At 69.9% G+C, this 13,171-nt stretch carries 15 protein-coding genes and 1 pseudogene; 6 read left to right on the top strand and 10 right to left on the bottom strand.

All coding sequences use genetic code 11. The features are described 5' to 3' along the window. On the bottom strand, positions 1 to 470 hold a 470-nt coding region (locus ACH4TV_RS44005), incomplete at its 3' end, for an arsenic resistance protein (protein ID WP_398407060.1). Then, positions 467 to 775 (bottom strand): ArsR/SmtB family transcription factor, encoded by a 309-nt coding sequence (locus tag ACH4TV_RS44000; protein WP_398407058.1) that lies wholly within the window; start codon positions 773 to 775, stop codon positions 467 to 469. The genes ACH4TV_RS44000 and ACH4TV_RS44005, both read right to left, overlap by 4 nt. A 92-nt stretch (positions 776 to 867) precedes the next feature. Between ACH4TV_RS44000 and ACH4TV_RS43995 the strand changes: the two genes are divergently transcribed. Together ACH4TV_RS43995 and trxB are read left to right on the top strand one after the other, a co-directional pair. After that, positions 868 to 1,281 (top strand): arsenate reductase ArsC, encoded by a 414-nt coding sequence (locus tag ACH4TV_RS43995; protein WP_318325018.1) that lies wholly within the window; start codon positions 868 to 870, stop codon positions 1,279 to 1,281. Further along, positions 1,278 to 2,258 carry a thioredoxin-disulfide reductase gene (gene trxB / locus ACH4TV_RS43990; protein ID WP_398407056.1) on the top strand — a complete coding sequence of 327 codons (981 nt, stop codon included), beginning with the start codon at positions 1,278 to 1,280 and terminating at the stop codon, positions 2,256 to 2,258. Before ACH4TV_RS43995 ends, trxB begins: the two co-directional genes overlap by 4 nt. A 61-nt stretch (positions 2,259 to 2,319) precedes the next feature. Here trxB and ACH4TV_RS43985 read toward each other — a convergent pair whose 3' ends face one another. The 3 genes and pseudogenes from ACH4TV_RS43985 to ACH4TV_RS43975 all read right to left on the bottom strand — a co-directional run bounded on the left by ACH4TV_RS43985 (position 2,320) and on the right by ACH4TV_RS43975 (position 4,231). Then, positions 2,320 to 2,862 carry a flavoprotein gene (locus ACH4TV_RS43985; protein WP_398407055.1) on the bottom strand — a complete coding sequence of 181 codons (543 nt, stop codon included), beginning with the start codon at positions 2,860 to 2,862 and terminating at the stop codon, positions 2,320 to 2,322. Continuing rightward, positions 2,859 to 3,002: pseudogene (locus ACH4TV_RS43980) on the bottom strand (transcriptional regulator); the annotation flags it as partial. The gene ACH4TV_RS43985 and the pseudogene ACH4TV_RS43980, both read right to left, overlap by 4 nt. Before the next feature lie 152 nt (positions 3,003 to 3,154). Continuing rightward, on the bottom strand, positions 3,155 to 4,231 hold the full coding sequence (locus ACH4TV_RS43975) for a LacI family DNA-binding transcriptional regulator (protein ID WP_398407053.1): 1,077 nt from the start codon (positions 4,229 to 4,231) through the stop codon (positions 3,155 to 3,157). Positions 4,232 to 4,547: 316 nt separating this feature from the next. On the opposite strand from ACH4TV_RS43975, the gene ACH4TV_RS43970 reads away from it, so the two are divergent. The 4 genes from ACH4TV_RS43970 to ACH4TV_RS43955 are packed head-to-tail and all read left to right on the top strand — an operon-like array spanning position 4,548 to position 9,415. Next, on the top strand, positions 4,548 to 5,846 hold the full coding sequence (locus ACH4TV_RS43970) for an ABC transporter substrate-binding protein (RefSeq protein ID WP_398407051.1): 1,299 nt from the start codon (positions 4,548 to 4,550) through the stop codon (positions 5,844 to 5,846). A gap of 14 nt (positions 5,847 to 5,860) precedes the next feature. Next, positions 5,861 to 6,916, top strand: coding sequence for a carbohydrate ABC transporter permease (locus ACH4TV_RS43965; RefSeq protein WP_398407049.1), 1,056 nt, complete (start codon positions 5,861 to 5,863; stop codon positions 6,914 to 6,916). Further along, the gene (locus ACH4TV_RS43960; RefSeq protein WP_398407048.1) at positions 6,913 to 7,746 is read left to right on the top strand and encodes a carbohydrate ABC transporter permease; all 834 of its coding nucleotides are present in this window, start codon (positions 6,913 to 6,915) and stop codon (positions 7,744 to 7,746) included. The genes ACH4TV_RS43965 and ACH4TV_RS43960 overlap by 4 nt, the downstream gene beginning before the upstream one ends. Positions 7,747 to 7,798: 52 nt before the next feature. Further along, positions 7,799 to 9,415 (top strand): glycoside hydrolase family 13 protein, encoded by a 1,617-nt coding sequence (locus ACH4TV_RS43955; RefSeq protein ID WP_398407046.1) that lies wholly within the window; start codon positions 7,799 to 7,801, stop codon positions 9,413 to 9,415. Positions 9,416 to 9,444: 29 nt separating this feature from the next. On the opposite strand, the gene ACH4TV_RS43950 is transcribed toward ACH4TV_RS43955, so the two are convergent. The 5 genes from ACH4TV_RS43950 to ACH4TV_RS43930 are packed head-to-tail and all read right to left on the bottom strand — an operon-like array spanning position 9,445 to position 13,153. Beyond that, complete coding sequence (locus ACH4TV_RS43950) at positions 9,445 to 10,068, bottom strand: GPP34 family phosphoprotein (RefSeq protein WP_398407045.1); 624 nt, start codon at positions 10,066 to 10,068, stop codon at positions 9,445 to 9,447. Between the two features lie 7 nt (positions 10,069 to 10,075). Next, positions 10,076 to 10,597: a flavin reductase family protein gene (locus ACH4TV_RS43945; RefSeq protein WP_398407044.1), complete on the bottom strand. Its 522-nt coding sequence runs from the start codon at positions 10,595 to 10,597 to the stop codon at positions 10,076 to 10,078. 58 nt (positions 10,598 to 10,655) lie between these two features. Further along, positions 10,656 to 11,891 (bottom strand): ATP-grasp domain-containing protein, encoded by a 1,236-nt coding sequence (locus tag ACH4TV_RS43940; protein WP_398407043.1) that lies wholly within the window; start codon positions 11,889 to 11,891, stop codon positions 10,656 to 10,658. After that, the gene (locus ACH4TV_RS43935) at positions 11,888 to 12,100 is read right to left on the bottom strand and encodes an MbtH family protein (protein WP_398407042.1); all 213 of its coding nucleotides are present in this window, start codon (positions 12,098 to 12,100) and stop codon (positions 11,888 to 11,890) included. The genes ACH4TV_RS43940 and ACH4TV_RS43935 overlap by 4 nt, the downstream gene beginning before the upstream one ends. A gap of 39 nt (positions 12,101 to 12,139) precedes the next feature. Next, positions 12,140 to 13,153 carry a TauD/TfdA family dioxygenase gene (locus ACH4TV_RS43930; protein WP_398407040.1) on the bottom strand — a complete coding sequence of 338 codons (1,014 nt, stop codon included), beginning with the start codon at positions 13,151 to 13,153 and terminating at the stop codon, positions 12,140 to 12,142. Positions 13,154 to 13,171 lie beyond the last annotated feature (18 nt).

Raw genomic sequence — 13,171 nt, 5'->3', positions numbered from 1 at the left:
GCGACGAGGACGGCCGCTGCCTCGCGGTCGCCGCAGGCGAGGTCGTTCCAGATGATGACCATGGCGATGCAGCGGGCGAGGCCGACGATGATCAGACCCGTGCGGTACTCGGGCAGGTCCGGCAGGAAGATCCAGGCCAGCGCGAACATGACCGCCGGGCCGACGATCCAGTTGATGACCAGCGACGAGACCATCAGCTTGCGGTCGCCGGTCACGGCGTCGAGCTTGTCGTAACGGACCTTGGCCAGCACCGGGTACATCATGATCAGCAGGCCGACGGCGATCGGCAGGGAGATGCCGCCGATCTCGACCTTGGCGAGGGCGTCGTTCAGGCCGGGGATGGCGCGGCCGAGGCCCAGGCCGAGGGCCATGGCGAGCAGGATCCATACGGCGAGGAAGCGGTCGAGCGTCGACAGCTTCGCGACCACCGAGGATTCCTCGGTGGTCGCGGCTGTTTCAGTGGGGGTCACGGGCAGGCCCTCTTGTTCTCGGCGGCATTGCGAGCGGACTCGGCCAGGTCGGCGAACTGGCCTGCGAGCTGGGCGATGACGTCCGGGAGCAGCCGGTAGTACGTGTACCGGCCGCACGGTTCCGTCTCGACCACCCCGGCCTCGCGCAGGACTCTCAGATGGTTGGAGAGGTTGGTCTGCTTCGCACCGGTCTCTTCGATCAGGTGCGTGGAGCAGAGCGTTTCCCGGGCGAGGAGGGTGACGATCTGGAGGCGGAGCGGGTCGGCGAGGACTCGCATCAGATCAGTGTCGACTGACGTCATCATGGACTGATACTGTCACATCAGTGGTGGCTGACACCACCGGGTGCTGATTTCATTCGGGCCTGATGCCGTCGTGAGACAAGAGAGACCTCCTGATGTCCGACAAGCCCTCCGTGCTCTTCGTCTGTGTCCACAACGCCGGCCGTTCCCAGATGGCCGCCGCGTGGCTGACCCACCTGGCCGGGGACCGCGTCGAGGTCCGCTCCGCAGGCTCCAACCCGGGCGCGGGCGTCAACCCGGCCGCCGTCGAGGCCATGGCCGAGGTCGGCATCGACATCTCCGCCGAGGTCCCGAAGATGCTCACCGTCGACGCGGTGAAGGAGTCGGACGTCTGCATCACCATGGGCTGCGGCGACACCTGCCCCGTCTTCCCCGGAAAGCGGTACCTGGACTGGCAGTTGGAGGACCCGGCGGGCCAGGGCGTCGAGGCCGTACGCCCGATCCGGGACGAGATCAAGGTGCTCGTCGAGGGCCTGATCAAGGAGATCGCGCCGGAGCCGACCGCATGAGCACGAGCACGGACGTCCGCGAGGTCATCGTCATCGGCTCCGGACCCGCCGGATACACCGCCGCCCTCTACACCGCCCGCGCCTCCCTGAACCCGCTGGTCTTCGAGGGCGCGGTCACGGCCGGCGGCGCGCTGGTGCAGACGACCGAGGTGGAGAACTTCCCCGGTTTCCGCGACGGCATCATGGGCCCGGACCTGATGGACAACATGCGCGCCCAGGCCGAACGCTTCGGCGCCGAACTCGTCCCCGACGACATCGTCGAGGCCGACCTCACCGGCGCCGTGAAGACCATCACCGACAGCGCGGGTACGGTCCACCGGGCCAAGGCCGTCATCGTGGCGACCGGCTCGCAGCACCGCAAGCTGGGCCTGCCCGGCGAGGACGCGCTCTCCGGCCGGGGCGTGTCGTACTGCGCCACCTGCGACGGCTTCTTCTTCCGCGAGCACGACATCGTCGTGGTCGGCGGCGGCGACACGGCCCTGGAGGAAGCCACCTTCCTCTCCCGCTTCGCCAAGTCGGTGACGGTCGTCCACCGGCGCGACACCCTGCGGGCCTCCAAGGCCATGCAGGACCGCGCCTTCGCCGACCCGAAGATCTCCTTCGCCTGGAACAGCGAGGTCGCCGCAGTCCACGAGGACGGCGGCAAACTCGCCGGGCTCACCCTGCGCGACACCCTCACCGGCGGGACCTCCGAACTCGCCGCCACCGGCCTGTTCGTCGCCATCGGCCACGACCCGCGCACCGAACTGGTCACCGGCCAGCTGGAGTTGGACGGCGAGGGCTACCTCAAGGTCGCCTCCCCCTCCACCCGTACGAGCATCGTGGGCGTCTTCGGCGCGGGCGACGTCGTCGACCACACCTACCGCCAGGCCATCACCGCGGCCGGCTCCGGTTGCGCGGCGGCGCTGGACGCCGAGCGGTACCTCGCCGCCCTCGCCGACGCACCCGCCGCGGCCGCGGCCGTCGCCGCCGTCTGACGGCATCCGGCGTCCCGGCGCCCCGGCCCGACGACCACCGCAAGCACGTCGACGCTGACTACTACCGTGCGGACAGCCTGGGGGCGAGCAACTCCAGTACTTCCTCCCAGCGGTAGCGGTCGGCCCCGCCGCCGGCCTTCGGCCGGTGAGGTTCGTACGAGCCGATCAGGACGCCCATCCCGCGCAGCCGTTCCAGGCTCTGGCGGTACGCGGGGTGGGCGGCCTGGGCCGAGTTCAGGTACGGCAGTACGGCCACCGGTACGCCCATCGCGGGTGCTTCGCACAGGATGCCCAGGGCGAGGTTGTCGGAGATCCCGGCGGCCCATTTGTTGACGGTGTTGAAGCTGGCGGGGGCGACCGCGATCGCATCGGCGGGCCGAGTCGGACGCGGCTCGCCCGGTGTTCGCCAGGCGGAGCGGATGGGGTGGCCGGTCCGGGCCTCGACCGCCGCCACGTCGAGGAAACCGAGCCCCTGCGGGGTGGCGACGACGCCGACGTCCCAGTGCCGTTCCTGTGCCGCGGTGATCAGCTTGCCGACGTCATCGGCTACCCCGGCCGCGCAGACCACGATCTGGAGGAACGGCTTGTCGGGCTGATCGCTCACGCGGGCACTCCCCGTCGGCGGCTGAAGTGGTGCGGTTCGGGCAGGGGCCGGCGGCGGTCGCGGGCTGCCATGTCGGCGACCAGCTCGCGTACGGCCGGGCGGCGGATGTCCTGTGCCGCGCGACTCTCGGCGATGCACAGGGGTTAGTGGCCGTCGACGAGTGTGCCATGGCTCCGCGTTGGCATGGCTCGGCGTTCCCGCCGACACCGAGGCGCGCTGAAGCAGTTGCTGAAGCCGCTGTCGACATCCGGCGCGCGCACCACACCGTCGACAAGCCCCTCCCCCGCGAATCTCAGACGCGTCGTCGCCCCTCAGCAGACCCCTGACTCTCGCGTTCCCCCTGGGGGGCGGGCGGTGGGGCTGTGGTTCCGCGGGGGATCAGGTGGGTGGGCAGGACGATGTGGCGGCCACGGTCGGCGTCGGGGTCGTTGATGAGTTGCAGGGCCAGTTCGGCGGCTGCGCGGCCCATGTCCGAGGGGGACTGGGCGACGGTGGACAGGTCGAGCCATTCGGCCATCAGCTGGTCGTCGAAGCCGAGGACGGAGATCCGCTCGGGTACCTCGATCTGAACGGTGCGCAGGGTCGCGACGACGGCGGCGGCCAGGTCGTCCTGTTCGGCGAAGATCGCTGTGGGTGGTTCGCGCAGGCTCAGCAGGTTGCCGACGGCCTGGGTGGTGCCGCGCTTGTCGCGGGGCGGTGTGGTGACGACCAGGTCGTCGTCCAGAGGTATGCCCGCCTCGGTGAGCGCCTGCCGGTAGCCGAGCAGGCGGTCGCGTGAACTGAAGCTGAAGCCACGGGCGTTGACGGTGTGCGCGAAGGCGACCCGGCGGTGTCCGAGGTTGATCAGGTGGCGGGTGGCCCGGCAGGCGCCGGCGACGTCGTCGACGTAGACGCTGGGGCGGCCCTCGACGTGCTGGCTGATGTAGATGACCGGCATGCCGAGGTCGTCGAGCCGGGCCGTCTCCTCCTTGTTGAGGTCGAAGCAGAACACCATCAGCGCGTCCGCGTTGCGCCGGGCGGGGAGCCGCTCGAAGAACTCGGCCCGTTCCGTCAGATCCGGCACCACGTAGACGGTCATCTCCATGCCCGCGCCCCGCAGCAGCGGGCCCAGGCTGGACAGCGCCGCTCCCATGAACCACGAGTCGAGCGTGGGCACGAGCACCGCCATGACGCCGGTCCTGCCGGTGACCAGGCTCGACGCCTGCCGCGAGATCGCGAAGTTCAGCTCACGGGCGGCCTTCTCGACCCGGGCGCGGACCTGCGGCGAGACCGATGCCAGGCCGCGCAGGGTGCGCGAGACGGTGGACGGGGAGACCCCCGCCCGTTCGGCTACGTCGGCCAACGTGGGGTGCCGCTGAGCTGGTGACATGAGCGGAAGTTAGCACAGATCGACCCTCCGACGGGACCCTTCGTGACAGCGCTGTCACGAGGATTCTCGGGCGCGCAATGCCGGTTATCTCCTGTAGCGAGACGGTCTCGATCACCTAAAGCGTCCGTGCTACCGCGGAGTTACGCATTGACTTCCACTTGGTGCACTTCTACGGTGCAAGCGTTGTCACGTCGGAGTCGAAGTCGTCACCGTGACGTCATCATTCATGGCTTTGACCTGCTCTTTTTATCCATCCAGCGACTTGACAGCCCAGTCTCGCAAGAGAGCCTCCGGTTCCGCACGTCCAGGAGAGACAGTGAACGCCAGAACCACCAGAGTCCTTCAGTGCTCGGCCGGGCTCGTCGCCGCCGGGCTCGTCCTCACCGCCTGCGGCTCCTCCGACGGCAGCGGCTCGTCGGGGGAGGCGAAGAGCCCGTCGTTCTCGGGTCGCGGCCCGATCACGTACGCGGCCGCCAAGGACAGCTCCGGCGTCGTCCAGAAGGTGATCGACGGCTGGAACAAGCAGCACCCGAAGGAGAAGGTCACCTTCGTCCAGCTGCCTTCGGACGTGAACCAGCAGCGTCAGCAGATGATCCAGAACGCCGAGACGAAGTCCGACGCCTACACGGTGCTCTCCCTGGACGTGGTGTGGACCTCGGAGTTCGCCGCCCACCAGTGGATCGACCAGCTGCCCGCCGCGCAGTTCCCGCTGGACACGATGCTCAAGCCGGTGGTGGAGACGACCACGTACCGCGACAACCTGTACGCGGTCCCGCAGTCCTCCGACGGCGGCCTGCTGTACTACCGCTCCGACCTGCTCACCAAGGCCGGAGTCAGCGCCGCGCCGACGACGTGGGCGGAGATGAAGGCCGCCTGCGCCAAGGTCGAGAAGCTGCCCGAGGGCAAGGGCATGGACTGCTACGCCGGCCAGTTCCAGAAGTACGAGGGCCTGACCGTCAACTTCTCCGAGGCCGTGAACTCCGCCGGCGGGGTCGTCACCGACGCGAGCGGCAAGCCGGACGTGGACACACCCGCGGCGAAGAAGGGCCTGGACTTCCTGATCGGCTCCGTCAAGGACGGCACCATCCCCAAGGAGGCCATCACCTACCAGGAGGAGGAAGGCCGCCAGGCGTTCCAGTCCGGCAAGCTGGTCTTCCTGCGCAACTGGCCCTACGTGTACTCGCTGGCCCAGAAGAGCGAGGTCGCCGGCAAGTTCGCGGTCGCGCCGCTGCCCGGCCTGACCGGCGCCGGCTCCTCCACCCTGGGCGGCCACAACGTGGCCCTGTCCTCCTTCGCCAAGAACAAGGCCACCGCGCTGGACTTCATCAAGTTCTTCACCAGCCACGACAGCGCGACGACGTTCCTGAAGGACGGCTCGGCCGCCCCGCCGTACACGGACCTGTACGACGACCAGGCGCTCGTCAAGCAGTACCCGTACCTGCCGATGCTGAAGAAGTCGATCCTGAACGCCGTGCCGCGCCCCCGGGTGGTCCAGTACGGCGACGTGTCCTCGGCGATCCAGCAGGAGGCGTACGCCGCCTTGAACGGCGACAAGTCCGGCGCGCAGGCGCTGAAGGACCTGCAGGAAGCCCTGCAGAAGCTCTCGGCGCTGTGAGAAGGAGGCTCGTGGTGGCCACTCGGACCCCACCTGAGACGGCCGCGGACCGGCCGCCCGGCACGGAAACAGGCCGGGCCGGGCGGTCCGCCGGGCCGGCGAGGCCCCGGAGGGGCCGGAAGTCGGCGACAGCGGGCTCCGGCCGGATGGCGGCCCTGCTGGTGTCACCGACCCTGCTGGTGCTGACCGTTGTCGTGCTCTACCCGACGATCATGGCGTTGCGGGAGTCGCTGTACGGGGTCAAAGGGCTGGACCCGGCTACCGGCTTCATCAGTGACACCGAGCCGTTCGTCGGGCTGCGGAACTACACCGACATCTTCGGTGAGGCCGGTGAACGGTTCTGGAACGCCTTCTGGAACACCACCTTCTTCACCGTCGTCACGGTGGGTCTGGAGACGGTGATCGGTGTCGCGATGGCGCTGATCATGCACAGGGCGTTCAGCGGCCGGGCCCTGATCCGGGCGAGCATCCTCATCCCCTGGGCCGTGCCCACGGCCATCTCCGGGCTCCTGTGGCGGTGGATCTTCAACAGCGACGGCATCGCCAACTCCCTGATCGGCCACCAGATCCTGTGGACCACCGAGGGCTTCCACGCCAAGGTCGCCGTCATCGTCGCCGAGGTGTGGAAGACGGCCCCCTTCATCGGGCTGCTCGTCCTGGCCGGCCTCCAGGTGATCGGCAAGGAGGTGTACGAGGCGGCCCGTATGGACGGGGCGAGTCCCGTGCGCCAGTTCTGGCACATCACGTTGCCGCTGGTGAAGCCCGCCCTGCTGGTGGCGGTGCTGTTCCGCTGCCTGGACGCGCTGCGGATGTTCGACCTGCCGTACCTCCTCGTCGGCGCGCAGAAGAGCTCGGTGGAGACCCTGTCGATGCTCGCGCAGAACGAGGCGTCCAACGTCCGCTTCGGACCGGCCGCCGCCTACGCGGTGGTGCTCTTCGTCTACGTCCTTCTCATCGCGCTGGGCTTCGTACGGCTGCTGGGCGCGGACGTCGTCGGTGACGCGGGCGGCTCGGGCAGGAAGAAGCGCCGGCGGGCCTCGAAGCGAAGCCGTGTGGAGGTATCGGTATGACCGTGACCGTGAAATGGCGAACCTGGCTGCTCTACCTGGGAGTTGCCGCGGTGGTGGCCTACTGCCTGGCCCCCTTCTACTGGATGCTGGTCTCCAGCCTGCGCCGCAACTCGGACATCTTCGACACCTCGCTGCTGCCCGCCCCGGTGTCGTTCGAGAACTACCGGGCGGTCTTCAGCCCTTCCCAGGGCTTCGGCCGCGCCCTGCTGAACAGCCTGATCGTCGCCGGCACGACCACCGTCCTGGCGCTGCTGCTGGCCACGTTCACCGCCTACGCCATGGCCCGGCTGGAGTTCCGCTTCAAGCGGCTGCTCCTCACCCTGATCATCGCCACCTCGATGTTCCCGGTCGTGTCGATCCTGGTGCCGCTGCTGAAGCTGTTCACCGACATCGGCTGGATCAACACCTACCAGTCGATGATCGTGCCGAGCATGTCGTTCGTGCTGCCGCTCGCGGTGTGGAACCTGACCACGTTCTTCAAGCAGATGCCCGACGAACTGGAGCAGGCCGCGATGATCGACGGCTGCACCCGGGGCCAGGCGTTCCGCAGGATCATCATCCCGCTCGCCGCACCGGGCATCTTCACCACCGCGATCATCATCTTCATCGCCGCCTGGAACGAGTTCCTCATCGCCCTGTCGATGACGAACCGGCCCAGCATCCAGACCGCGCCGGTCGCCATCTCCAAGTTCGCCGGCGCCACGCAGTTCGACACCCCGTTCGGCAGCCAGATGGCAGCGGGCGTCCTGGTCACCGTCCCGCTGGTGGTCATGGTGCTCGTCTTCCAGCGCCGCATCGTCGCCGGGCTCACCGCGGGCGCGGCCAAGTAACTCCCGGCCGGCGCACCGCACTTCCCTCACCGTCAAAGGACCCGTCAGCACCATGCCCTCCACCACGCCCCCGCCCTGGTGGCGCTCCGCCGTCATCTACCAGGTCTACATCCGCAGCTTCGCCGACGGGAACGGCGACGGCGTCGGCGACATCGCCGGCCTGCGCTCCCGCCTCCCGTACCTCAAGTCGCTGGGTGTGGACGCCCTGTGGATCAACCCCTGGTACAAGTCCCCGATGGCGGACGGCGGTTACGACGTCGCCGACTTCCGTGCCATCGACCCGCTGTTCGGCACGGTCGCCGACGCGGAGCAGCTCATCGAGGAAGCCCACGGGCACGGGATCCGCGTCGTCCCCGACATCGTGCCCAACCACACCTCCGACCAGCACGCCTGGTTCCAGGCCGCGTTGGCCGCCGGCCCCGGCAGCCCGGAGCGTGAGCGGTACGTCTTCCGGCCCGGCCGGGGCCCCGACGGCGCCGAGCCGCCCAGCAACTGGATCTCCGAATTCGGCGGCCCCGCCTGGACCCGACTGCCCGACGGCGAGTGGTACCTCCACCTGTACGCCCCCCAGCAGCCCGATCTCAACTGGCAACACCCCGACGTCCACGCCGAGTTCGAGTCCATCCTGCGGTTCTGGTTCAGCCGGGGCGTCGACGGCTTCCGTATCGATGTCGCCCACGGGCTCGCCAAGGACCCCGAACTGCCCGACCTGACACGGGAACAGCTCGTGCACCCGCACTGGGACCGCGACGAGGTCCACGACATCTACCGCGCCTGGCGCAAGGTCGCCGACGAGTTCGAGGGCGACCGCGCCTTCGTCGCCGAGGCGTGGGCAGACACCCCCGAACGCCTTGCCGCCTACGTCCGCCCCGGCGGCCTGCACACCGCGTTCAACTTCGACTTCCTGATGGCCAGTTGGGACGCCAAGGACCTGCGTACGGTCATCGACGACTCCCTCGCCATGCTCAACGCCGTCGGGGCACCGGCCACCTGGGTGCTGTCCAACCACGACGTCATGCGCCACACCAGCCGCTACGCCCGCAAGACCGTCGCCCGGTGGCTCCCCAACGAGCGCTACCAGCCCCAGGGCCCCGTCGACCTGGACCTCGGCACCCGCCGCGCCCGAGCCGCAGCCCTGCTCATGCTCGCCCTGCCCGGCGGCGCCTACATCTACCAGGGCGACGAACTCGGCCTCCCCGAAGTCGAGGACCTCCCCGCATCCGTCCTCCAGGACCCCATCTGGGAACGCTCCGGCCACACCGACCGGGGCCGCGACGGCTGCCGCGTCCCGATCCCGTGGTCAGGACAGACCGCCCCCTTCGGCTTCAGCCCCGACGACGCCTCCGCCGAACCGTGGCTCCCCCAGCCCGCCGACTGGAGCGAGCGCGGTGTGGAGGCGCAGACCGGCGACGAGACCTCGGTGCTGGAGCTGTACCGCACCGCCCTCCGCCTGCGCCGCGGCAATCCCGCCCTCGGCGACGGCACGATGACCTGGCTCGACGCCCCCGCCGGAGTCCTGGCTTTCCGCCGCGACCCGGGCTTCGTCTGCGTCGTCAACCTCTCGGCCGAGGCCTACCCGCTGCCCGAACACGCCACGATCCTGCTGGCCGCCGGCCCGGTCGCGAACGGACTGCTGGAACCGGACAGCGCGGTCTGGCTCACGGTGTAGCGGCCTGCACCCGGGGTGACGCCTCTCGATCAGCCCAGGGCCGCTGGAACGCGGGAGACGGCGAGCGTCAGGGCCAGTTCTCCCGCGATGACCGGGAGGGGGGCCGGGCAGGCTGACCAGGTCGTACGGGTGTGACCGAGGGGTGTGGACAGGCCTGCGGCGGACAGCAGGGCGGCTGCCGCGCAGGCCGGTCCCGGGGAGTGGGCGGGGCCGGTCGATGCCGTGCGGATCGCTTCGTAGGCCTGTGTGGCGCGGGTGGGGTTCGAGGGCAGGTGGTCGATCACCGGGAACAGTCCCCAGCGCTTCCGGTGCCGCTCGGACAGGGTGCCCTCGTGCAGTAGGTGAGCCGTCGTGAGCTCCAGGACGGTGCCGCCCTCCCGTTGGAGCCAGCGGTGGACGCGGTGTGTCCGGGGTGCCAGCAGGACGCGTTCCAGGAGGGCGTCCGAGACCGGGTCCGCGGCTCTGGTGGCGTCCTTGGCGTACAGCGTGTCGGGTCCCACCGTGATGCGGCCCGACCGCTCCAGCTCGACCAGGACCGCCGCGGCCAGGACGAAGCCCAGTTCCCTCGACCAGCCGCGTACGCCCGCGCCGCCCAGCCGGTCGTGCGCCGCGAGGAGGATCTCCTTGTGCAGCACGGAGTCGGCGGCACGCATCCGTCGTTCACACTCCGCCGACAGGACCGAGAGCCGCGCCGAGGGTGCTGGGCCAGGCGTGGTAGTCGCCCTTGCCGTAGAGGAGGGGCTCGCGGGGGAAGACGGCGCTTCCCTCGACCTGGCCGACGACGATGCGGTGGTCGCCCGCTGTCATGCTCTGTACGACTCGGCACTCGGCGTACGCGAGCACGATGTCGGTGAGGATCGGGGCGCCGCCCGCGCTGTCCGAAGGCCGCCATTCCAGGTGGTCGAACTTGTCCTGGGCCTTGCCGGCGAAGAGGCGCGAGGCCTGTTCGCCGGGGGCAGCCAGGATGTTCACCACGAAGGAGCGGCTGGTCAGGATCGCGGGCAGAGTCTGGGAGTTGTCGTCCACGCAGATCAGCAGCAGGGGCGGGGTGGCGGACACCGCGCAGGTGGTCGTACAGGTGAATCCGCGCGGCTGCCCGTCCGCACCGACCGCGGTGATGATCGCGACCTGGGCCGGATAGGAGCCGAAGACCTCGCGGAACTGCGACGGGCTCACGGGCATACGGCGTCACCACCACAGTCGGGGTCGGGATCGGGGGGAGCAGCAGGTCCGGCCGCCGTCACAGCAGTTCTCGTTCGATGTCGCGCAGCAGTTTGTAGCTGCTCTCGATCTCGTCCGGGTCCTGGTGGACCAGGAACACCACTCCCGGTGAGGAGTTCAGGTCGACCGTCGGCCGGGTCGGGGTGCCCTCGGCCTTGCGGAAGCGGACGCTCTCGAAGGCCGGAAGCTGTTCCAGGGCCTCCCGCAGGGCGTGCGTCGGCAACGGCACCTCTCGGTGGGCGAGGAGGTTGACGCAGCGGGCCGACTCGTGACGCTCGTAGCGGCGTGGGCGGCTGTGCAGCCGTACCGCGTCCCGTGTGTGGCAGTCGAGGGTCAGGGTCACCTGGTCGGCGCCGGTGCAGCGCTGGAGGGCGGGCGGGTTGGCGAGGCCCGACAGGCGGGCGCCGGTCTCCAGGAGACGAGGGCCGTTCGCGGTCAGGATGAGCTCGGTGTGCGCCGGGCCGTCGGTGACGGCGAGGCCGTCGAGCACCTCGCCGACGTAGGTCAGGATGCTGTCGAGCGCCGGGGCGTCGGGGGCGAGCAGATCCTCGTAGTCGTAGACGAGGCGTTTGCCGGAGGTCACTCGCTTGCGGCTGATCCACGCGTCGGTGAACCAGTGCTCTCCGTCCCGGCTCACGGTGTTGACGACGTACTCGTCCCCGGCGAGGTGCTCCTGGATCAGCACCGCCTCGTTGGCGCGCAGCATCAGGTTCGTCTTGCCGAGGGCCGCCCGGACCGCCGCCGCCACCTCCTGCTCCGTGTCGCAGGTGTACACGTCCTCGGAGCCGGCGCTGTCGAGCGGCTTGACCACCACCCGCTCCAGGCCGCACGCGCGCCGCCACCGCAGGAGGTCCGCCGGTTCGGTGCCGCGCAGTTGGCGTGGGGTCGCCACGCCGGCGGCCGCGAGCACGTCCATCATGCGGGACTTGTCACGCCGGGCCGTCGACAGCTCGGGGTCGTTGCCGCGCAGGCCGAGCCGGCCGGCGAGTTCGTCCGCGACCTCGACGCCGAACTCGCTGGCGGCGATCACGGCGTACGGCTCGAGTTCCCGCAGCCGGCGCAGTACTTCCTCGGCGTGGCCCGGATAGGTGAGGTCCTCCGCGAAGAGCTCACCGGGCAGGCTCGCGGCGAAGGTCTCCGGCAGCCAGGCGCGCGAACGCACATGCACCAGGCGGTGGTCGGCGGCGGCCAAACGGGCCAGCATGGCCCCGGTGGTGAGCGCGTCCACCAGGACGAGGGTGGGGCGGGCGCTCATCGCGGGCCCGCCGGGGTGAGGCGGGCTTCGGGGCGCAGGCCCGTCCAGCTCTCCTCGATCCGGGCCAGGCACTCCTGCCTGGTGCCGGGCTCCGATGCGGTGCGCCAGCCCTGGGGCACCGGCCGGCCGTGCCACCACAGGGAGTGGTGGTCCTCGTCGTTGACGACCACGACGAACTGCTCGGCCGCTTCCGCGTCTGCTGTCGTCACGTTGCTGCTCTCCATAACGTCTGTGCTCAGGCTGCCGGTTCAGACCAGTACGCGGCCGTTGTCGGCCCGGTGGGGGCGGCTGAGCCGGTTGTCCAGGTGGACGAAGATGCGGTGCAGCCAGCGGTCCCGGCCGTCGTAGCGGGGTACGAAGTCGGCACGGCCGTGTACGACCAGGCGGTTGTCGACGAAGACCAGTTCGCCGGGGCTCAGCACCAGGGACTCGCCGGTGTCCGCCATCGTGTCGCGCAGCCGTTGCAGGGCCTGCCTGCCTTCCTCGTCGAGGGCCGAGGTGGCGTTGAAGTCCACGCGGATGTCGGGGTCCTCGGGGCTGCCGACGAGGACGGGGTGCGGCTGGGTGCGCTCGGCGGACCGGAAGGAGGGGGGCGCCTCGGTCACGAAGCGGGGCGCCTCAAGGATCTTGCGATCGGCCTCGTCGATGCGGCCGAGAACACGGCGGACCGAGCAGATCTCCGTGCCGGCCGTCCTCTCGTGGTCGGAGCGCAGGCACAACAGGCCGACGTAGTGCGGGCGGTGGGAATGGAAGGCGTTCTCGATGTGGAACTCCAGCGGTACGGAGCCGCCGTTGCTCTGGGAACGGGCGAGCGAGGGAACGGGGACCACGTTCTGCACCAGTGCCCCGTACTTCTCGTCCCGGTAGGCGATGACCTCGCCGAGCTGCTGCCCGACCAGCATCGCGACGGCGGCCGGGACGGTGGCCTCGCGCTCCACCGAGTCCGGCGTGCTGGGGGTGTCGGGCAGCCGGTCGGCGTCGACGGGAAGGTTGGCCAGGCACAGCATTCCGTCGGGGCCCGCGTCACTGCGGTACTGGCGGATGCGTTCGAGCAGCCGTACGGGCAGCCGGCAGCTGAGCCGCCTCGCCTCGGCGACCCACTCGTGCTCGTCGACCAGGCCGGGGCCGACGCGGGTGAGCCGTTCGGCCAGGGCGCGCACCTCGGCGCGCTCCTCGTCGGTGAGGTCCAGCCGGAACGGGGCGGCGGTCTCCGCCGTATCGCGGGACGGTGTCGTCTCGGCGGATATGTCGTCGATGGACATCCTTTTTCGCCTCTCGTA

Origin of the sequence: Streptomyces sp. NPDC020898, from assembly GCF_044333925.1 — a bacterium.
Taxonomy (GTDB): Bacteria; Actinomycetota; Actinomycetes; order Streptomycetales; family Streptomycetaceae; genus Streptomyces.
The sequence above is the reverse complement of the archived record's forward strand: the minus strand, read 5'-3'. Positions and strand labels throughout refer to the sequence as shown.